This window comes from Segatella sp., from assembly GCF_977051555.1.
Genome location: NZ_CDRSSE010000035.1, coordinates 1 through 20980 on the forward strand (window position 1 = coordinate 1; position 20980 = coordinate 20980).

Consider the following 20980-nt stretch of genomic DNA (forward strand, 5'->3'; position numbering starts at 1 on the left):
AGGAATCCCAAGCCTTCTCATAACGTTCGTTTGCTGTCATAATTCATGTGCTTTTAAAACTATGGTGCAAAGGTACGAACAAATGAGAAGACTGCAATGGTATAAACGCGGAGCCGCTTACCAAGAAGTATCATAAAATAAGGCTTTGAGTTGAATTAAAAGGCCAAAAAAGAAGTGTTTACAACTCCTGTTTTATAAAAGCTTTAGCCTCTACACTTCCAGTATGTAATAAATGGCAATACAAACAAAGAATAGGAGAGGAAAGATTGACAAGTCTGATTATGATTAGGAATAAAAGTACATAAGATATTCTGTCAGAGACCATTAAGCGGTCTATCTGTGACCATCAAGTGGGCACTTAGGGACCAAGTGACGGGCATCAAGAGAACAAGTAGTGGGTACTCATTGCCCGTACTGAGGGCATAGAGTGCCCAAAGTACGGGCGATTTTTGGGCGCTTCTTGCGTGACGGCGAATAGTCTACATAAAGTTCAAGTGAGGCTCACTTGTAGCTAACAAGAGGTTCACTTGAAGTTAGAAAAAGCCTTTCCGGATGGCAACCAGGTTGCTTCTGAAATTACGTCACGACGTATCTTTTACTACATCCGGACGTAACTTTTGCTGCGTCGGGACATAGCAAATGCTACATCGGGACGCATTTTTTACTGCATCGGGATGTATCTTTTACTGCGTCAGTATGTATTTTTCTTCCTTTTATCGCCAGTAAAATTGCAAAAAACGATTGGAAAAGCCTAATATTGAACCGAAAAAACAGTATTTTTGCTCAATATCGTCTTAGTTTTCACCCAAAAATCCCTCTAAAACACCTATATTTTGCTGATTTTATGCCAAAAGTGGTAACAGGTGGCAATAAAGTGACAATAAAACGCCCCTTATTGCCACCCGTTATTCACTCATAATCAAAGAGTTAAAACGAGCGTGGCAAATATGACATTAAATTAGAGAAATATACACATGTAATACTACCGAATACTGATATAGTTAGAACTGTATGATTGCAACGGGCTGAAAGCCCAAAAGTTCCCAGGAGCTTCTGCCCTTTCTATTGCGTAATTTCAACCATACAGGTCGAAGTAATTCCCAGCATTGACCTATAAATTGTGGAAGTTGAGCTAGAACCACTTGCATCACCATATCCATTCTTCCCAATTCCAAAATAGAACGATAAGGCACAATAAACTGATAGTGAAAACGTAAAAGAGAATCATTGATATGATAAATCCCCTTCTTACTTTTCTTAGGACTCTCACCAAAAGGAACTTCTCGACTAACATAGCTGAGATCTCGCAACTTCTTAAAGGTTCAGAAATCGTGCTACTGTCTTTACCTGCCCTAGTTGCAATTTCAGACAATTTGTTGGCACCATTGCCTATAATTGTCAACAAAGTAGATGCCTGCACCGTATCCCTCATATCATCACGAAGTAGGCGTTGAGGTTCTTCTATCAAAGGTTCCTGCGGATCAAGCAATACCTTACGAATTGCCGTTTCCTTATCAGGATAATCCCTACGCAATTCCCAATAACGAGGCACTCCTCCCCAAATAGCATATTCTCGTAATTCTGCTACAGGAATAGGCCACACAGCGCACGCAGATAGTACGCTTTTATTCTAGCATTGTTCGCTTATCTCTTCGTAGATTTCGCGGCATCTGTTTTCCTTCATTTTATTTTTTACGCCAACGGCAATCATATCCTCTATAGTCGGATGGCCAGTCCCATTTACAGATGTTGCGTGTTCACCATTATATCCCTCGGTGCAATGGGTGAGGTCGTAGGCAGGGGCTAAATGCCAGTGCCATTTGCCATCGCTCTCCTTCTGAACCAAGAAAGAGAAGTTCTTGCAGTGGTCGTCCTTGTTGTCCATTATGTAATTAAAAACCATGCGACGGAACATCTCTTCCACATCCTCTTGGCTCTGGGTAAGATAACCGGTAAGTGCCAAAAGGTTGAGGTAATCGAGAATGGGGTTGGAAAGGGAAACGTTGAGCAAGGCTCCAGCTGTGGCTACGTGAACGCGTTCGCCTGTTGGAGAAATGTCGAAGCGACGGCAGGCAAAATACTTGTTGTTTACCAGTTTGAAGTCGGGGACTTGGATACCACATTGCTTGGCTATCTCATTGTAATGGTATTCTTGTTTTCCCATATCTTGTGGGTCGTAGGTATGGCGAAACTTGACCAACCAATGACCATCCTCATTTGTGAAAATGGCTTTCGGGCGACAACCGCCACTATTACCACTATTATATAATAGCAATCCAGCGTCATTATCCTGTTGCTCCTTCAATACCTCCAAGGCTTTGGCTTGTAAAAGGTCAAAGTCCTCTATCTCGTGTCCTGTCTGGATTGAAGTTATAGGTTCGTAGGTCAATGCGCCCATACCTCCATTGCCTACGATGCTCAGTCGGTCGAGAGCAGATAGTTCAAAGTCGTTGATGCCCTCTTTTAGCAAGGCTTTATGCAATAGGTATCTGCCATATCCATCGGGAAGGCTGTCTTCGAAGATGCCAAAGTTCCCGTTGAAAGGGGTGGCTTTGGCAATGAAAAGACCAGGCTTCAGTGGCAATTCCAGCGGAGATATACTAAAGCCAGATACCAACCACTGGTTGTCATACTCGAAGGTGCATACCTTTCCATCGGCACTCAATGACAGTGTGCCGACTTTCTCCTGGTGATATTTCACGGCTAAAGATTCTATATGTTTCATAGTCTGTATGCCTTTTTCTTGTTAGCGTTTCTTTTTATCTGTTGCAACTCCTCCATGGTGGAGTACTTGGGTTGCGAGAAGATGTTCTTGATTTCTGAGGTGTATTCCAAAGCTATGGCAATACCTATCAGATTCTTGAGAGAGATGAGTCCCTTTTGCTCGAATCTGGTGATGTTGCTGACGGCAACGCCTGATTTGTCTGCCACTTGCTCACGTGTCAGATTCTTCTCTATTCTTCGTTTTCTAAAGTCGTTTGCCATCTCCTTTGCAATCTCATCAGGATTGTCGTGGAGGTAGTTATCCAATATTGCTAATATATTATTCGTTTCTTGCATAATCATTGGGATAATAATAAGATATTATCAGTTGCAAAGATACAAAAAATAATATTATGTTCCAAATAAAAATGAACTAAAAAAGTTAAAATCCCTCTTAACTTGTTCTCTTATCCTCAAAGGCAAAGAACTCCCGTCTCTTTTCTGAGATGGGAGTTCTTGTTTAGAAGGAATACTGGGCGGAAATCATCAGTTCGCGAGGGCGAAGATGATAGCTGTCGGTCAAAGTACTGATGCCGCTATAGATGGTTTCCATATAGTTCTTCTTATTGAAAAGGTTTCGAAGCTCTGCAGAAAGGCGGAGCTTTTTCATTCTCCATACTGCCGATGCATCGCCAAGGAGTGTATTCACCTTGCTGCCTCCTTGCAATTCGTTATGGTAATGTACCAGTGAGAAGGTGAGGTCGATATGACTGATGGTGGCGGTGGCTGAGAAGGTCTGCTTCCAGTTGAATAGCGATGAAATCGCTTGATTTGGACTCTTTGAGTCATATTTCGTGAATTCTCCCTCATAACTCAGGGCACACCAGGATGGCGAGTAGTCAATGCTTGGCTTCAAGGAATAGGTATTGGCAGTATAGCCGATAGCTTTCCCCGATGAGTATTGTTCACCCTGGCTGTAGTTGTAGGTGGCTGTGAGTCGGGGCTTCAGATGCAGATCGTAGAATCCCTTGGAGATGTAGAGAGAACCTCCGATGTTATCGCTCTTGCTGTCCTGCTTATATAAAGAGGTATAGTAGTTGCCGTTCACGATGCGCAGGTCGGAAGCTGTATTCATCCAGAAACGGTTGGCGTTGATTGAAGCTGAGAAGAAAATCTCCTTGATAGGACGCTTGTATTCGTAGGAGAGATTTCCGTACAGCGAACGGGTGACAGGGATGATGTCGCCCGAAACATACCAGGAACGATAACTGCGGCGATATTGGCTCAAGGCATAGTTCTTCGCATCGCCCGTACTGGTAGTATATCCGAAATAGGTTGTCATTTCCTGGCGGAAATTCAACTTCTTATTGAGATATAAGAACGGTGAAACCGCCCATAATGTCTTCTTTGGATAGGTAAAGCGCTCCCAGATAAGATCAGGAGAAAACGATATTCTGAAGGTCTCCGTCTTGTATTGCCAGTATGGAGAGACCTTACCTGTCAGGTTGAGACTACTCTGACTGATACCTCTATTTGCTTCATTTTTGATATGGATGTTGTTAGCATCTATGCTTACCAGATAACGCTGCATCCAGTGGAACCGGTTCTTCTGCCATGACAGGGCGTGAGTTGTATGCCACAGGTTGCTGCGCAGGCGGTTGCGGTCGTCATTCACATAGAGATCGGATACTCCATGGTGATAATCGGCTGTGGAGCGCCAGGAGAACTGGCTCTTCTTGAAGACGAAGAGGCGGTAGAGGCTGCCTGCGATGTCTATCTTTGGAATACGGATGCGCTGGGTAAGCGTATCGTTGATATTCGACAAGCCATCGTTCTGGCTTACGTTGAGGCTGATGTTCTCATTGCCATAATGATTGGTTTGGTTTACCTTGTTCTCCCATTCCAGTCTGAAGACATCGCTAATCATTGTCTTGTGGTTCTGCTCCGTGGTTGTAATCGGGGCTTCGCCGCCAAGGTTGTAAACAGAGGTGTTCTCCCGTTGCTGGCGGACAACCTGGCGCAGATAGTTCGCCTCAATACGGCTTTCTGCATCCTGCTTGTTCTTACTGATTTGGTTGATGGAATACTTCTGGGTGGTGTTGAATCGTAATCTTTCATCGTCTATTGGCGCTTCCAGACTGGGTGCACTATGCCAGGAAGGCAATGCGGCTGCTTTCAATCTGTCGCTGTAGGAAGCAAGGGTTTCCAGAGAGTAGCCAAGATTCTTGCCGGTTCTATCGTATGCCGCATTATACATCAGCTGTTTTTTCTTGCCTATCTGCATCAGATTGAGTTCACCACCTACGTGGGTAGGACTCCCAACCAGCAGATAGGGCTTGATGGTAGGCAACAGTTTATCTCTGGCACTATCCTTCAGGGCGATATTCATTGCGATATTATCGGTAAAAGTCTTGTTCTGGAGCGCCTTGATTGGTTGGCCGTGCTCGATGACTTCGGCCTTTTTTACGTCTTTCGCCTTGATGTTCTCCTCTAGCTGGTTGTATTTGCCACCAGTCAGGTCAAGTCCTTCCACGGTGAATCTATTGATAGGTTTACCATTGTAATTGATACGGCCATTCTTCTCTATATCCACGCCCGGCAGCTTTTTCAATACATCCTTCAGACTGTTGTCCCGTTCATTGGCAAAGCGGGTGAGATCGAAAGAAATGGTATCCCGTCCCGTAATGCGTGAGCCTTTCACTTGTACTTCTTTCAATACAAAAGCGGTGGAAGCCATGCTGATTACGGTCTCTTTTTCCGATGAAACCGCCGTTTTTTGCTTTTTATAGCCCATATAGGTAGCTTGCAGCATATCACTGGCTTGCTTTTGTGCTATGGGAATCTGGAAAGTTCCGTCTTCCTTGCTGCGTGTAAACTTCAAGGGCTTTCCATTGCGCAGCAGAGTAACCGATACGTTGGCCAGGCGGTTGTGTGTAAGTGAATCTTCCACATAACCGCTAATCTTCTCTTGGGCAAACGCATGGCACGCCACGAGCAGAATAGTGAAAAGAACGATTATTTTCTTCATCTTCTTTTTTCTTTTATACCTTAGATACTTATCTTGCTAATCTTTTTAAGATGCTTGTCTTGCTAAAAAGTAAACTGCTAATTATCTTTCAATCGGATTGTATGGCTCAGCACGCTTGGAATGCTTCAGGATATTTCCTTTCTCATCCTTGATCTTTACGATTGCAGCATACTTGGCATCTTGAAGCAGATAGCCGATTGGGTCGGCATAGTATTTCTTGTAAATGGAGGTCAGTGATTTGCGGTCGATAGGCTCGAATGTCTTACCTTTATAGTAGATAGGTGTGGAGCCTTTGCCTGTAGTGAGTCCTACAGCTGTAAATCCATAATCGTTCTCGGAGTCGTGAGCCTTGAGTATCAATCCCGGCAGTCCGCCCAGTTTCCAGGGACCATTGTCAATAGGGATGTCTTCCGTGTACCATGCTATCCAGGTTCTACCTTTAAACTTGGCAATTGCCTGGTGGCACTCGTAACCGCAGATGGAATCGATGCTGTCAGTGAGCTGCCAGTCTATCGGTTCCATCGGTTCAATGCACACATATCTGTCGGCTGCAAAGAAATCGAGATAGGCTGTCTTGCCCTGTTCAGGATAGTTCTTATATACTTTCCAATTAATCTGTCCGCCATTACCGGAGAAATTAACAGGTATTCCTTTTGCCATATTCGCAGAGATGGTAGAGTCTCTTTGAAATATCGGATAACTGTAGAATGCGGAATACTTGTTGCCAATCTGCAAGAGCATTTTCTCTTCGATACGGCCAATGATGGTGTCGGTCTTGGTATATTTCTTTTCGTAAATATACAGGGCATCATATACTACCTGATACTTTACCTGGTCAATGGAATCTCCCATGCCGATGCTTGATTCATCGAACAGGTTTACTGTTTGAGCTTGGAGCATGCAAGCATATAATGCAAGCCATGTCATCAATAATACCTTTTTCATAATCTTCGTCTATTTATTCTTTGTTTTATCTGCTTTATTCATTTTGACGATGCAAAGGTACTGTGATTGTCCGATGAACTCGATGATTTCTGTTACTGAGTTATTACTTTTGCATCTTTTCGCCTATTATTATTTTATTACTCATGCCTTTGTTTACGGATTTTTCAGTAACTTTGCCGTCAAATTCAAAAGATCAGGAATGTATGAACAGTAACAGCAAACTGAAAATAGTATGGATGGTATGTGGGGTAGCAATCGTATTGTTGTTCTGCACGCAGGCTTATTGGCTCCATCTGCAATGCCAATATAGCTTAAACCAGCAGGTAGAGCAATTCAAGAAGGATTGTGATGAGGTGTTGGCGCAAGATTTGAAGAATAGAAAAAAGTTGCAGGAGAATTCATCTACAAAAGGTAGAAGAGATACGGTTATGCTCAAGGTAGAATCTCAATATGATATGAAGAAGGGATGTAGTCGTACTACGCTTTCTTTCTGGAACAATCACCGTTTTCTTGTCCGTATGAATGATCCTGATCTTACAGGCGATGATGCTTATCTCATCATCAGCAGATATCTGGCTTATATAGGTAAGCATCCTTCTTTGGCTGCCTATCAAAGATTACTGGATGATAAGGGATATGGGAAAATATCCTCTTTTCGACATCAGGATTACAAGACCGTCTTCCTGAATGCAAGATATGATGTCGAAGGCAGATGGTCACGTCTGGTGACGGTGAAGTATCAGACGAATCCAATGTTTCGCCAAGGTATTTCCTTTCAGGTTTCCATTCCTATTACTCGAACGCTCAAAGCCATGATGTGGCAACTGATAGGAAGCATCTTTCTCTTTTTCATCTTGATAGGATGTCTGTATTATCTGGTGAAGACCATAGTCTTCCAGAAACGCATTGATGGCATTCGTCATGAGTTCCTGAAGAATATGATTTATGAGTTGAAGCAACCGAAAGAAGACGATAAAGGTGAAGAAGCCGCTGTTTCAATCGGTTCCATCGACTTCTATTATGCGCAGAATGAACTGCAATGTGGTAATTCCAGAGTAGTCATCACATCTCGTCAAGCAGAAATTCTGAAGCTTCTTGCCGAGAACCAGAACCAGCTTGTAGAGCGGGATTTCATACTGAATGAAGTCTGGGGGGATGACTCTTACTCCAATTCCCTTGCCCTGAACGTGCAGATTACCTATCTTCGACGTGCATTGAACCTGGATGAAAAGGTAAGCATCGAAGCCGTCATCAAGAAGGGATATATCCTGCGAACCTGTTGATCTTGTAATCAACTCTCATCTTTTTAGAAAGGTGGAAGTTTTTTTATCTTAATTTATTTTGTCCTTCACCTATTTTGTTGTAACTTTGCAGTCGAAATTCGAATTTAAATCATTTTATGTAATTATGGCAAAAAAAGCTCTTTTAATGATTCTCGACGGATGGGGAATCGGTAAGCATGATAAGGGTGATGTTATCTTCAAGACTCCAACTCCTTATCTCGATTATTTGACAGCAGTTTCAGCACATTCTACTCTCCAGACTTGTGGCGAGGACGTAGGTCTTCCTAAAGGTCAGATGGGTAACTCAGAGGTAGGTCACCTCAACATTGGTGCTGGTCGTGTGGTATATCAGGACCTCGTTAAGATCAACAAGGCTTGCGAGAGTGGTGACATCCTGAAGAATCAGGAGATCATCAACGCTTACAGCTATGCTCAGAAGACAGGTAAGAAGCTCCACTTGATGGGCTTGACTTCTACTGGTGGTGTTCACTCTTCTTTGGATCACCTCTTCAAGTTGATTGAGATTGGTAAGGAATATGGTTTGAAGGAGACATACGTTCACTGTTTCATGGATGGTCGTGATACAGACCCTAAGAGCGGTAAGGGCTTCATCGAGGAGGTGCAGGCTTGCTGCGACAAGAACGGTGCACATATCGCAAGCATCGTAGGCCGTTTCTATGCTATGGACCGTGACAAGCGTTGGAACCGTGTGAAGGAAGCATACGACTTGCTCGTTGAGGGTAAGGGTAAGCAGGCTGACGATATGGTGAAGGCAATGCAGGAGAGCTATGATGAGGACGTAACTGACGAGTTCATCAAGCCAATCAATAACTCTAAGGTTGACGGTACTATCCAGGAGGGTGATGTTGTTATCTTCATCAACTACCGTAACGACCGTGCTAAGGAGTTGACCCAGGTATTGACTCAGCAGGATATGCCAGAGGAAGGCATGCACACCATCAAGGACTTGCAGTACTACTGCATGACTCCATACGATGCAAGTTTCCAGGGCGTTCACATCCTCTTCCCTAAGGAGAACGTAATGAATACCCTCGGTGAGTACTTGAGCGCACAGGGCAAGAAGCAGCTCCACACTGCAGAGACCGAGAAGTATGCTCACGTAACATTCTTCTTCAATGGTGGTCGTGAGACTCCATACGAGGGCGAGGACCGTATCCTGGTTCCTTCTCCAAAGGTGGCTACATACGACCTGAAGCCAGAGATGAGCGCTTACGAGGTAAAGGATAAGCTGGTTGGTGCTATCAACACACAGGAGTACGACTTCATCGTAGTTAACTTCGCTAATGGTGATATGGTAGGTCACACAGGTATCTACAACGCTATCGCTAAGGCTGTTCACGCTGTTGACAACTGCGTAAAGGACGTTATCGAGGCTGCCAAGGCTAACGATTATGAGGCTATCATCATCGCTGACCACGGTAATGCTGACCACGCAATCAATGAGGACGGTACACCAAACACCGCTCACTCTTTGAACCCAGTTCCATTCATCTACGTAACTGACAACAACTCAGCTACCGTTAAGGATGGTCGTTTGGCAGACGTCGCTCCTTCTATCCTCCATATCATGGGCTTGGAGAAGCCTGCAGATATGACTGGTGAGAACTTGATTTCTGACAACAAGTAAAAACGATTTTATATACTTCAAAAAAGTATCCTAAGATACTTGGCTAAGTATCTTAGGATACTTGCGTAAGTATCTTAAGATACTTTTGAATTTATATTAAGTATGAACGTAAAGATAGAAGAAAGTTGGAGACAGCATATAGGAGAAGAGTTCGACAAGCAGTATTTTGTTAACCTCACAAATTTCGTGAAAGAGGAATACCTGCGTACGCCCTGTTATCCTCCTGGCCGCTTGATTTTCAATGCCTTCAATCTCTGTCCTTTTAATGATGTAAAGGTAGTGATTATCGGACAGGATCCTTACCATGAGCCGGGGCAGGCGATGGGATTGAGTTTCTCCGTGCCTGAAGGAATCACTTTTCCACCATCATTGATTAATATATTCAAGGAGATTCAGATGGATCTCGGTACTCCGATGCCAGCCACGGGTGATTTGACCCGTTGGGCAAAGCAGGGAGTATTGTTGCTCAATGCCACGTTGACCGTTCGTGCCCATCAGGCAGCGAGCCATCAGCGCAAAGGCTGGGAGGAGTTTACCGATGCTGCTATCAAGGCACTCAGCAAGGATAAGGAGCATTTGGTGTTTATCCTTTGGGGCGGTTATGCCCGCAGCAAGGCTAACCTCATCGATACGAGCAAGCACTTGATATTGCAGAGCGTGCATCCATCGCCATTATCTGCCAACAGAGGCGGATGGTTTGGCAATCATCATTTCTCCCGCTGCAATGCATATCTGCAGCAGAACGGGATTGCGCCTATCCAATGGTAGGCACACCTATTAATATATAGCTATCCACTCATGGGTAGCTATCATTTTTAATATATATCTAAGACATTTATTCATCTCAAAAAACATTATGAAGAAAGACGAACTGCGTATTCTGCAGGTGGGCAACGTATTGGTTTCACCTGATATTATCACCGAAAAATTCTGTTGCGACCTTGATGCCTGCAAGGGTGAGTGCTGCATCGAAGGCGATGCGGGAGCTCCTGTAACCCTGGATGAAATCATGGAGATAGAGGATGCGCTCGATGTGGTTTGGGATGATCTCTCGGCTTCTGCTCAGGCTATCATTGATAAGCAGGGCGTGGCTTATACCGATATTGAAGGCGATTTGGTAACGAGCATCGTGAATGGTAAGGATTGTGTGTTTACCTGCTATCAGGATTTGAAAGACCTGGGCGATGGACATACGATTCCTAACTGCTGTCTCTGTGCCTTGGAACGTGCTTATCGCGAAGGCAAGTCGAAGTTCAAGAAGCCTATCTCCTGTGCTTTGTATCCAATCCGTGCCAAGGATTTCGGCAACGAGGTGTATGGCATCAACTATAACAAGTGGCGCATCTGCAAGGATGCCATCAAGAAGGGTGAGGAGTTGAATCTTCCGGTTTATAAGTTCCTGGAGGGTCCGTTGATTGAGAAATTCGGCAAGGAATGGTATGATGAGCTTTGTGAAGTGGCAGAGCAAGTGCTTGCCGAATTGGAAGATTAAGTTCTGTTAGAGACTTTGGAAGGTAAAAGTTCCGAAGTCTTTTTGTTTTTTATAAAAAAAGAGATTTCGAAACGCTGTTGAGCTTATTCCGAAATCTCTAATCCTTCTATATTTGTGATATTACTTCTTCTGAAGCCTTTATCCCAAGTTATCATGAAATCTTTTTGTTGCTCAGCATGGAAACGGTAATAGGCTTGCTCGTCCATTTCTCCACTGCATACATATTGGTTTCCGTTAATATGAAGTTTTGTTCCTTTGCTGGCATTGCGTATCGTGAGCCGGATGGTTCCGCGGAACGGACGTCCGAAGTCTATACGGCATCCTTGATGGTCGAATTCCTCCTGGTATGGTTCTAATACCATTTGAAGTTTGTTCTGGGTGAGGTATGGCAGCTGGTCAACAAAGATATAGTTTACCGTATCTTTGAAGGCGCCTGTCGGATGAACCCATCCTGAAGATTGGTATTCAGCCGATTTCCACTCAGTAGTGTATATTCTATTGTCAAAGTGTTCTTTTTCGTTGTAACTGCCGCCCTTCAGGGGTTTGCACCACCATGTTTCGTCTGCTTTATGATAAAAAGAAACAGAGTCTGTATACCAGCCATGGAATTCCAATGACAGTTGTTTGCTCTTGCTTCTTGTTCTTCCTGGTGCATACCAGACCGCAATAATATTTTCGCCCTTTTTCAGATATCTGGAGATATCTATAGATTGCATCAGAAGGATGCTGTCTTTGGCTCCTTCGTTGAAAATGCTTGGCGTAGCATTTCTTTCGTTGATGTATAGGCGGGTATTTCCTCCACTTGCCATGCTTATCTCAGCCTTTAAAGGCTTTTGATCAAGATGATATATCTTCCTGTATAATATCTCTGAAGAATCGTTGGGGAATGGGTATGATACCCAATGGGTACCGAATTCCTGTGCATAGGAATTCAGTACCCAGAGAGTTGTAAAGATGAGAATTGTAAAATATCTCATAGATGATGATTTGTCTATTTTATGAGTTTTGTTTCGCCAGCTTTGAAACTTAATGCTTTCTGCTTACCATTATACTTGACGGTCAGGTTGCCGGCATTCTTGCTGGTGATGGAAGCTTTGCTGACCTTTCCTTTGTTCCATACGAGATGAATCTCATAGTTTCCTCGTGCTTTGATGCCCTTAATTTCGCCTGCTACCCATTCTTTAGGAAGCGCAGGAAGAAGTTCCATGGTCTCGCCATTGCATTGCATCAGCATTTCACAGAAGCCCGATGTACCGCAGAAGTTTCCGTCAATCTGGAATGGTGGGTGAGCATCGAAGAGATTTGGATAAGTTCCTCCTGAAGGGCGATTCTTCGGATTGTTGTAATTGCCCGGATGTACATAGTTAAGCAATTTCCTGATCATAGAATATGACTTGTCTGCTCTGTGCAGGCGAGCCCATAAACTGATACGCCATCCTGTGCTCCAACCGGTAGAGAAGTCTCCTTTTATCTCAAGAGTCTTGGCAGCAGCTGCTGCTAAATCTGGAGTCTTATCTAATGAAATTTGATAGAATGGGTGTAAACCGAGAAGGTGTGACTGGTGGCGATGATGCCAATCCTGGTCATCCCAATCGTAATACCATTCCTGCAGATTACCGCGCTTTCCTATCTGATAAGGGTGCAGACGATTGATTGCATCTTGTAATTTTGTCTGATAAGCTTGATCTATACCGAGAATCTGAGCACCTTTGAGTGTGTTTTTAAACAATTCTCTCAAGATGGCAAGATCGGCAGTACCTCCATAGAAACTGCAGCCTTGATAGCCCTTGTCGGTGATATATTCTGCCTCAGGTGAAGTGCAAGGGGCAGTAATCAGTTCGCCCGGTTTCTTCGGGTTCTCTATTATCCAGTCAAGCATGAAGTCTGCTGCACCTTTCATCAATGGATAGGCTGTCTGGCGTAGATATTCCTTATCGCGGGTGTAATCGTAGTGATCCCATAAGGTTTGTACAAGCCAGGCACCTCCCATGTTCCAGTTGCTCCACTTAGGACTCTCTTTCTTGGTTCCAACAGGATTGGTCATTGCCCATGCGTCAGTGTTGTGTCCGCCGCACCAGCCATTTTCAATTCCATAATAGTGCTTTGCTGTATATTTTCCTGTTACAGACATGGCTTTCACCAGTCCGTCTACAGGCATTACAAGCTCAGACATGTTGGTTACCTCTGCTGGCCAATAGTTTTCTTCCAGGTTGATGTTGATGGTGTAGTTTCCACGCCAAGGAGATTTTCGTGCCGGAGCCCAAAGTCCCTGGAGATTGGCAGGAATGCCTGGAGTTCTCGAACAGCTGATCAGAAGATATCTTCCATATTGGAAGTAGAGCATTTCCAGGTAAGGGTTTTGCTCTTCTTTCTCTGTGTAATCAAAGAGTTGCTGGTCGGTGGTTCGCTTGTTGTCGAACTTCGCTCCCTTGAGTGCAAACTTGGCGCGGTTGAAGATGTTCTGATAATCGGTTATATGACGCTGTTTTAACTCTGGGTAGGTATAGTTGACCAAGTGCCAGGCATTGTCGTTAACCTTTTCAATATATGGAGCCCCTTCTTTTACCGGATGCTTGTCGAATCCGTTGTAGCTGGTTTCATTCACTAAATAGATAACAGCTTCGCTTACGCCCTGCAGATGGAGGATAGAATCTGAGGCAGTAATGGTTCCGTCCTGGTTTTTAATGCTGAGGATGGAGCAGAAGTGAGTACTGTTCTCAGGCTTTCCCATAGCATGGCCCGTGATGGTGAGTTGCTTATTGGAAGCTTTTACCTGATGAGAAATCAGAGAAGTGAGAGAGATGTCGCAGTTGATGGCTTTCTTCTGTGAAGCTGTCAGGCGAATGGCAATCATCTTGTCCGGATGTGATGCGAAATATTCTCGCTGGTATTGTATTCCCCCTCTTGTATAACTCAATGCAGCCGTAGCGTTGTCAAGACTCAATTCACGCTTGTAGTTGCTGAATTGTCCTTTATTTGCATCTTTGATATTGATGATGGCAAGTGGCTGATAATATTCTGAATTGTGTCCTTGTACATGCAGTTGTAAAGAGTCGGCTGCCTTGTAATCTTCTTTGAACAGAGCCTCGCGAATCTTAGGTATCCATTTGTAGGCATCCCCTCCTTCCTCGCGATTGACAGGCTTTCCTGTCCACAAGGTGATGTCGTTGAGATAGATAGAGTCATTGTTGGCTCCACCATAGATCAATGCACCTAACTTACCGTTACCGATAGGTAATGATTCTTCAAAGGCTGTAGCTGGCTTATTGTACCAAAGCTTCAGCGGTGGAATATTACTCTTTGGGGCAGCCTGGAGTGTGCCTGCTGCAGAGAGTAATAGACAAGAGATAAGTAAATGTTTCATAAGTTGGTTTGTTGGGTTTTATATAAGCAGAGGCTGTGTCATTTATTGGCAAATGGCACAGCCCCTTATGTAAATTAGTTGAATTGTCTTAAGCGTCGATGTTTGCGTATGTGGCATTCTGCTCGATAAATTCGCGGCGTGGTTCCACATCATCACCCATCAACATAGAGAAGATCTCATCAGCCTGGGCTGCATTCTCGATGGTAACCTGCTTGAGTAAGCGTGTAGATGGGTCCATAGTGGTTTCCCAAAGCTGCTCTGGATTCATCTCACCCAAACCTTTGTATCGCTGGGTGTGGATGTTCTTGTCTTCTAATCCATCTCCATACTTGTCGATGAATGCCTGGCGCTGCTGTTCTGTATAGCAGTATTCGCTTACCTTGCTGCGATAAGTACACTTGTAGAGTGGTGGGGTAGCGATATACAGATGGCCTTCTTCGATAACCTTTGGCATGAAACGATAGAAGAGTGTCATAATCAATGTGTCGATGTGAGAACCATCGACGTCGGCATCGGTCATGATAATAATCTTGTCGTAACGCAACTTATCTGTGTTGGCTTCCTTGCTGTCCTCACCATCTACACCGAAGCGGACTCCGATACTCTGGATGATATTCATAACAGATTCTGCTTCGAATACCTTGTGCCACTGTACCTTTTCTACATTCAGAATCTTACCACGCAATGGGAGAATAGCCTGACGGAAACGGTCGCGACCCTGCTTGGCAGAACCACCGGCGGAATCACCCTCGACGAGGAAGATCTCGCATTCTTTAGGATCCTTCATTGAGCAATCGGCAAGTTTACCAGGAAGACCACCACCTGTCATGAAGTTCTTGCGCTGAACGCTCTCACGTGCCTTGCGGGCAGCGATACGTGCTGTGGCAGCCAATACAACCTTTTCGCAGATGCGCTTAGCCTCGTCTGGATGTTCTTCCAGGTAATCAGACAAAGCCTCGTTTACAGCCTGCTGAACGGCGCCCTGTACCTCGCTGTTTCCGAGCTTGGTCTTGGTCTGTCCCTCAAACTGAGGTTCAGCTACCTTGATGGAGATAACGGCAGTAAGACCCTCGCGGAAGTCTTCTGGTGCAATCTCTACCTTTGCCTTCTCAATCTGCTTAGAGATGGTTGGGTCAGCTTCTGCGTAAGCCTTCAATGTGCGGGTCAACGCCATACGGAAACCAGTCAGGTGGGTACCACCCTCAATGGTATTGATGTTATTGACGTATGAGTGGATATTCTCAGAGTAATCTGTGTTGTACATCACAGCAATCTCGATAGGAATACCCTGCTTTTCTGTCTTCAGATAGATAACATCATCGAAGAGATGAGTGCGGTGACGGTCTACGTAACGGACGAATTCCTTCAAACCATCCTTAGCGTGGAAAACCTGCTCCTTGGTCTTACCTTCCTCGTCAGGGCGCAAATCTCTCAAGGTAATCTTGATACCTGCATTGAGGAATGCCAACTCGCGCATACGGTTGGCAATGATGTCCCACTTATAGACAGTGTGGGTAAAGATGGTTGGATCTGGCCAGAACTGCTGGCGTGTACCGCGCTTGTTGGTTTCACCTACCACCTTAACCGGATAGAGAGGCTTACCCTTCTCATATTCCTGCTGGTAGATTTTGCCGCCACGGAACACCTGTGACAACATGTGGGTAGAAAGTGCATTCACACAACTTACACCCACACCATGTAAACCGCCAGATACCTTGTAAGAACCCTTGTCGAACTTACCACCTGCGTGAAGCACGGTCATAACGACTTCGAGGGCTGATTTATGTAGTTTCTCGTGCATATCCACAGGGATACCACGACCATTATCTTCTACGGTGATAGAGTTGTCTTCGTTGATGGTAACTTCGATGTCGGTACAGTAGCCCGCCATTGCTTCGTCAATAGAGTTGTCTACAGTTTCGTTTACCAAGTGATGAAGACCCTTTTCGGAGATGTCACCAATATACATCGCCGGACGTTTGCGAACAGCTTCCAGGCCTTCCAGAACCTGAATGTTACTCGCAGAGTAATTATTTGCGTTGTTTTGATTTTCTGCCATTTTAGTATTGTCTTATTTCCGTGCAAAGATACTAAAAAAAGCTGAGAAACAGGAACTTTTGTTTGTGAAAAATCACCAAAAAGTGAAGAAAAAACGTAGAATGTGAACTTTAGCGGCAAAAGTGTCTTGAAAAAGCTGTATTATAATCGTTTTGCGCGTTTTTATAGGGTATGTTGTAGTATAAATCCGGTTGTGATGGGAATATTTTATGATGCAGGAAATGGGTAGTCGGGTTCATAGAAAAGAATAAGGCTGCGACCCCTATCATAGGATTGCAGCCTTATTTATTTCTTTGCTTTGACTTATAAGTTAGGCCAACTTAGCGATGTGCTTTGTAAGACCAGACTTCAAGTTTGCAGCCTTGTTGTCGTGGATAACGTTGATCTTAGCCAACTTGTCTAAAAGCTTCTGAACAGTAGGGTAGAGCTTTGCAGCCTCTTCCTTGTCAGACATGTTGCGCAACTTGCGGACAGCATTGCGCATAGTCTTTGCATAATACTTATTGTGCAAAGCCTTCTTCTTGTCCTGACGGATTCTCTTGATTGATGATTTGTGATTTGCCATCTTCTTTATGTTATTTTTTTTATTTCTTAAATGTTTGTAGTCCCTAGCAGAGTCGAACTGCTCTTTAGAGAATGAAAATCTCTCGTCCTAACCGATAGACGAAGGGACCATTGCTTATTTGCGGGTGCAAAGTTACTACTTTTATTTGAATCTAGCAAATTTTTCATGGAAAATTTTCGCTAAATGCGCATTTTTTTGTATTTTTGCCCTGTTTTTCACTAATATTAGGCAAAATGGAGATAAAAACTAGTGCTATCGTATTGCAAACCATCAAGTATGGGGACTCTCAACTTATCGTGGATTTCTTCACCGAAAAGTTGGGGAGACTCTCCTTTATGGTACGTGTGCCTAAGTCATCTAAGGGGAAGATGAAACGGCAGCTTTTCCAATCGCTCATGGTCTTGAATTTAGAATTTGATTATCGTCCCAAGTCAAATCTGCAGCGCCTTAGGGATGTTTCGATTCAGATTCCATTCTCTGATATCCCTTTTTCTCCATACAAACTTGGCATTTCCATGTTCTTGGCAGAACTGCTTTCATATGCTACCCGTCATGAGCAGGCTAATGATGCGCTCTATCTTTTCATACAGGACAGTATCGAATGGTTAGACCGTGCTAAAGGTTCTATTGGTAATTTCCATATTGTCTTTATGATACAGCTGTCTTTTCATTTGGGTTTTATGCCTAATATAGAGAGCGGTATGTCTGGTGATTATTTTGATTTGGTAGATGGATGCTTTGTTGCTCACGTTCCTTCGCACGTACATTATTTAAATAAGGAAGATTCTATGCGGCTTGTGTCTTTGTTCCGTTTAGACTATAAAACAATGCACCTCTACACAATGTCTCGTATGGAACGAAACAGGTGTGTAGAGGTGATACTGGAGTATTATAAACTTCATTTGCCAGGTTTCTCGGAAATGAAGAGCTTTGCTGTTCTTCAGGAACTGTTTGCTTAGTCTTTTCAGGTTTCCTCGCTTGCTTGATGTAAACGGGAAACAGACGTTGGCTATGTCCTCTGTTTAGGCAAAACTGATAACGCCCTGTACTGTAGCATCATCATTGTTGTCTTCTTTTGGTTCTGTATTGCCAGAAGCAATATTGCGGATTTCTTCCAGAGTCTGTCGGGTACGCTTATATGTAGGCGTGTTCTCTACCTGTAGGATGACATCCTCGTTATCCAGATCTTCCTGGCGGAACAGGAATATGTGTGGATGACGCTTATACTGTGTCGTATTGCCATCGCTGCCATAATAGCGCTTTCGGCGGTCTTCTCTTTCAGCACGTTTCTCCTCTTCTTCAGCGAGACGGCGAGATTCTTCCTCAGTATGTTTCTTGAGGTGGCGGTTCATTCCCTCTACATCCTCGAGTCCGAAACCTGTTGCGAGAACGGTTACCTTAACGCGGCTTCCCAATTCTGGGTCAATGGCAAGACCCCATTTCAATTCGAAGTCATCACCGAATTTCTCCATAAAGTCGTTGACATCATTCATCTCATCCATGGTCAAGCCTGGATTATCCTTCTTCTCGCTTGCAAATGCGATACTGAGCAGAATCTTCTTAGAGTTGAAAACGTCATTATCGTTAAGGAGGGGTGAGTTCAAGGCATCTTCTATCGCCTTCTTTACTCTTCCTTCTCCCTCACCATAACCTGTACTCATGATAGCTACACCGCCATCTTTCAATACGGTCTTCACATCATTGAAGTCGAGGTTGATGAGTCCATGTACGGTAATGATTTCTGCGATACTCTTGGCAGCAACACTCAAGGTGTCGTCTGCTTTGCCGAAGGCATCGAGAACGGCAAGGTCTGGATAAATCTGGCGAAGACGCTCATTGTTGATTACCAGCAAGGCATCAACATGCTTCGACATTTCCTCTACACCATCCAATGCCTGGTCAATCTTCTTAGGACCTTCAAAACGGAATGGGATGGTTACGATACCAACGGTAAGAATACCTAGCTCCTTACTTACTCTGGCGATGACAGGTGCTGCACCTGTACCGGTACCGCCACCCATACCCGCTGTGATGAATGCCATTTTTGTTCCATCGTTGAGCATGTTCTTGATATCTTCAAGAGTCTCTTCGGCAGCCTGGCGTGCCTTGGCAGGTTTGTTTCCTGCACCCAGACCTTCCTTGCCTAGCTGCAGGTGTACAGGCACAGGTGAGTCGTTAAGTGCCTGGTTGTCTGTGTTGCAGAGTACGAATGTTACATCGTGTATACCTTCGCGGTACATGTGGTTGACGGCATTTCCACCGCCACCACCAACACCAATCACCTTGATGATGCTATTTTCTTTTTCTGGCTCCCCAAAGTCAAGAATATGAGGAGTGTTTCCATTATCTAGCATAGTCGTATAATCTTTATAGGGTTTATCAATCTGCTTTTATTATCTAACTGGTTGTGAAATATATTTTCTGATAACCTAATCCAGGGCATCTTATTCTTCCTCAGAAATGGTATCTTTCACAAACTTCTTGAAACCTCTCATCATTTTATGGATGAGACTGTTTTCTTTGCGTCTCTTTTCTTCTTCTTCAGCTTCTTTTTCTGCCAGAAGTCTTGCCTCAGCCTCTTCCAGTTCTTTCTGCTTGCGGGCAGCCTCGTCAGCAGCCGCTTTTTCTGCAGCAGTAAGAACCACGCCCTTGCCGGCTGTCTCATTAGGATTTCTTGGAGCCTTGTGCTGCTCGGCTGTTACAGGCTTTTCTGCAGAATTGCTGAAGAGGTCTGTGCCAATTTCGTCACCTGCACAGTTCATGTCTCCCTTTGCCAGGAGTCCCAATACGGTGTTCATTGTACCATCGTGATTGGTAATCTTAGGATCCTTGGAGTTGACTGTTTGAGAAACAAACTTGGCAATGCGTACTTTGTCGATATGGGTATGTGTCTTGAAAACCTTATCGATTTCAGGCATGTTGCTGCCGCCACCTGTAAGGATGATACCCCCCAACAGCTTATCTGAGAATTCCACAGGAATCTGGAACCATGCGTTTTCTACGATTTCCTCTACGCGTGCTTCTACGATTTCGATGAACTTCTTGCTTTCAACCACTCTATCCTTGTCGATAGGGTAGTTCAGGGTCGGGTCGATATTGTTGATATCGGTATAAGCCTTGGCATACTTGAGTTTCATCTTTTCAGCATCAGGCTCTTCAATCTGAAGACAAGTTAAGTCTTTGGTCACGTTGCCTCCGCCCAATGGGATGACAGAGAGATGACGAAGTATACCTTTATAATATACAGAAACGGTTGTCGTATCGGCACCCAAGTCAACAAGCATACAGCCTGCACGCTTTTCTGAGTCTGTCAAAACGCTGTCAGCCATAGCTAATGGAGCCAGGTACATTTCTGCAATAGGAATGTTGGCATTTTCAAAACAGGTATTGATATTGTTATAGAAGTTCTTGCGCCAAAGTATATTCAGGAAGATGCCTTCCAGATGGTTACACTGTATTCCTACAGGGTCTATCTGGTATTGGTTGTCTATCTTGTATTCCTGAGTTGCAGCATCCAGAATTTCCTGGTCCGGATAGGTCATGTTGCGGTTGATATCCATCAGTTCATTGATCATCTCTTGTGAGATGATGGTGTTACCTGGGAGATCCTTGACAATGACGTTCTTGATACTGCGTATAGAGCGACCGCCCACGCCTACATAGACCTGGGTGATATCCTGTTTCAGTATATTCTTCAACTTCTTGATGATGTTGGTCAAGCATTGGCAGGTTTTGTCAATGTTATAGATTACACCCTTTCTGATGCAAGAAGATGAATCTTCCTCTACGGTGGCAAGTACGGTGATGCTGCCGTCCAAATTCTTCTGACCTGCTATACCTGTCATCTTAGATGAGCCAAGTTCGATAGCTACAATAAATTCCTTTGGCATAGTT

At 44.2% G+C, this 20980-nt stretch carries 16 protein-coding genes; 5 read left to right on the forward strand and 11 right to left on the reverse strand.

Annotated elements, in window-relative coordinates; genetic code table 11:
* Positions 1 to 1001 precede the first annotated feature (1001 nt).
* The 5 genes from ACWJAO_RS09085 to ACWJAO_RS09105 form a co-directional block, all read right to left on the reverse strand.
* On the reverse strand, positions 1002 to 1160 hold the full coding sequence (locus tag ACWJAO_RS09085; RefSeq protein ID WP_449140052.1) for a hypothetical protein: 159 nt from the start codon (positions 1158 to 1160) through the stop codon (positions 1002 to 1004).
* Between the two features lie 470 nt (positions 1161 to 1630).
* Complete coding sequence (locus tag ACWJAO_RS09090; protein ID WP_449140032.1) at positions 1631 to 2725, reverse strand: type II toxin-antitoxin system HipA family toxin; 1095 nt, start codon at positions 2723 to 2725, stop codon at positions 1631 to 1633.
* The gene (locus ACWJAO_RS09095) at positions 2722 to 3060 is read right to left on the reverse strand and encodes a helix-turn-helix domain-containing protein (protein WP_449140033.1); all 339 of its coding nucleotides are present in this window, start codon (positions 3058 to 3060) and stop codon (positions 2722 to 2724) included. Before ACWJAO_RS09095 ends, ACWJAO_RS09090 begins: the two co-directional genes overlap by 4 nt.
* Before the next feature lie 163 nt (positions 3061 to 3223).
* Entirely contained in the window at positions 3224 to 5731 is a 2508-nt protein-coding gene (locus ACWJAO_RS09100; RefSeq protein WP_449140034.1) for a hypothetical protein, read from the reverse strand.
* 81 nt (positions 5732 to 5812) lie between these two features.
* The gene (locus ACWJAO_RS09105) at positions 5813 to 6676 is read right to left on the reverse strand and encodes a GLPGLI family protein (RefSeq protein WP_449140035.1); all 864 of its coding nucleotides are present in this window, start codon (positions 6674 to 6676) and stop codon (positions 5813 to 5815) included.
* 203 nt (positions 6677 to 6879) lie between these two features.
* Here ACWJAO_RS09105 and ACWJAO_RS09110 point away from each other — a divergent pair, with 203 nt between their 5' ends.
* The 4 genes from ACWJAO_RS09110 to ACWJAO_RS09125 all read left to right on the forward strand — a co-directional run bounded on the left by ACWJAO_RS09110 (position 6880) and on the right by ACWJAO_RS09125 (position 11099).
* A complete protein-coding gene (locus ACWJAO_RS09110; protein WP_449140036.1) occupies positions 6880 to 7959 on the forward strand; it encodes a winged helix-turn-helix domain-containing protein in 1080 nt (359 codons plus the stop codon).
* Between the two features lie 124 nt (positions 7960 to 8083).
* Positions 8084 to 9607 carry a 2,3-bisphosphoglycerate-independent phosphoglycerate mutase gene (gene gpmI, locus ACWJAO_RS09115; protein WP_118067293.1) on the forward strand — a complete coding sequence of 508 codons (1524 nt, stop codon included), beginning with the start codon at positions 8084 to 8086 and terminating at the stop codon, positions 9605 to 9607.
* A 102-nt stretch (positions 9608 to 9709) separates the two neighbouring features.
* Positions 9710 to 10375: a uracil-DNA glycosylase gene (locus ACWJAO_RS09120; protein WP_449140037.1), complete on the forward strand. Its 666-nt coding sequence runs from the start codon at positions 9710 to 9712 to the stop codon at positions 10373 to 10375.
* 88 nt (positions 10376 to 10463) lie between these two features.
* Positions 10464 to 11099, forward strand: coding sequence for a DUF3109 family protein (locus ACWJAO_RS09125; protein WP_449140038.1), 636 nt, complete (start codon positions 10464 to 10466; stop codon positions 11097 to 11099).
* Positions 11100 to 11182: 83 nt separating this feature from the next.
* Here the strand turns inward: ACWJAO_RS09125 and ACWJAO_RS09130 are convergent, their stop codons facing one another.
* From ACWJAO_RS09130 to rpsT, 4 genes are all read right to left on the reverse strand, one after another.
* Positions 11183 to 12076 (reverse strand): alpha-L-rhamnosidase N-terminal domain-containing protein, encoded by an 894-nt coding sequence (locus tag ACWJAO_RS09130; protein ID WP_449140039.1) that lies wholly within the window; start codon positions 12074 to 12076, stop codon positions 11183 to 11185.
* Positions 12077 to 12090: 14 nt separating this feature from the next.
* Positions 12091 to 14463, reverse strand: coding sequence for a glycoside hydrolase family 95 protein (locus tag ACWJAO_RS09135; protein WP_449140040.1), 2373 nt, complete (start codon positions 14461 to 14463; stop codon positions 12091 to 12093).
* 88 nt (positions 14464 to 14551) lie between these two features.
* Entirely contained in the window at positions 14552 to 16522 is a 1971-nt protein-coding gene (gene gyrB / locus ACWJAO_RS09140) for a DNA topoisomerase (ATP-hydrolyzing) subunit B (protein WP_118190179.1), read from the reverse strand.
* A 309-nt stretch (positions 16523 to 16831) separates the two neighbouring features.
* Positions 16832 to 17086: a 30S ribosomal protein S20 gene (gene rpsT / locus ACWJAO_RS09145; protein ID WP_006847644.1), complete on the reverse strand. Its 255-nt coding sequence runs from the start codon at positions 17084 to 17086 to the stop codon at positions 16832 to 16834.
* Between the two features lie 233 nt (positions 17087 to 17319).
* Between rpsT and recO the strand changes: the two genes are divergently transcribed.
* Positions 17320 to 18045: a DNA repair protein RecO gene (gene recO, locus ACWJAO_RS09150; RefSeq protein ID WP_449140041.1), complete on the forward strand. Its 726-nt coding sequence runs from the start codon at positions 17320 to 17322 to the stop codon at positions 18043 to 18045.
* Between the two features lie 63 nt (positions 18046 to 18108).
* On the opposite strand, the gene ftsZ is transcribed toward recO, so the two are convergent.
* Entirely contained in the window at positions 18109 to 19440 is a 1332-nt protein-coding gene (ftsZ, locus tag ACWJAO_RS09155; RefSeq protein ID WP_144154561.1) for a cell division protein FtsZ, read from the reverse strand.
* A gap of 90 nt (positions 19441 to 19530) precedes the next feature.
* Positions 19531 to 20976, reverse strand: coding sequence for a cell division protein FtsA (ftsA, locus tag ACWJAO_RS09160; protein ID WP_449140042.1), 1446 nt, complete (start codon positions 20974 to 20976; stop codon positions 19531 to 19533).
* Between the last annotated feature and the right edge of the window lie 4 nt (positions 20977 to 20980).